Raw genomic sequence first — 481 nt, 5'->3', positions numbered from 1 at the left:
GGCTTTAACAGGTGCAACTTTGATTGATGCGACTCAAGGATAAGGACGTAGGGAAATGACATTAAAAAACGCTTATATCATCGATGCTATCCGTACCCCATTTGGCCGTTATGCCGGTGGCCTTGCTCCTGTTCGTGCCGATGACCTCGGCGCTTTACCGATTAAAGCGCTTATACAGCGTAACCCGAATGTAGATTGGGAACAGGTCGATGATGTGATCTATGGCTGTGCCAATCAAGCCGGTGAAGATAACCGGAATGTTGGTCGTATGTCAGCACTGCTTGCAGGTTTACCGTATCAGGTTCCAGCAACCACCATTAACCGTTTGTGTGGTTCATCTCTCGATGCCATTGCCATTGCTGCCCGTGCTATTAAAGCCGGTGAAGCGAACTTGGTGATTGCAGGTGGTGTGGAAAGCATGAGCCGTGCACCTTATGTGATGGGTAAGTCAGACAGTGCTTTTGGCCGTAGCCAGAAGATT

At 49.1% G+C, this 481-nt stretch carries 1 protein-coding gene; it reads left to right on the top strand.

What is annotated here, in order from left to right; translation table 11 throughout:
- Nucleotides 1–55: 55 nt before the first annotated feature.
- Nucleotides 56–481, top strand: a 426-nt coding sequence (locus tag NL42_RS19590) for a thiolase family protein (RefSeq protein ID WP_461314018.1), incomplete at its 3' end; no start/stop codon positions are given.

This window comes from Acinetobacter sp. GN11 (assembly GCF_054823985.1).
This window is presented reverse-complemented; position numbering and strand designations above follow the sequence as displayed.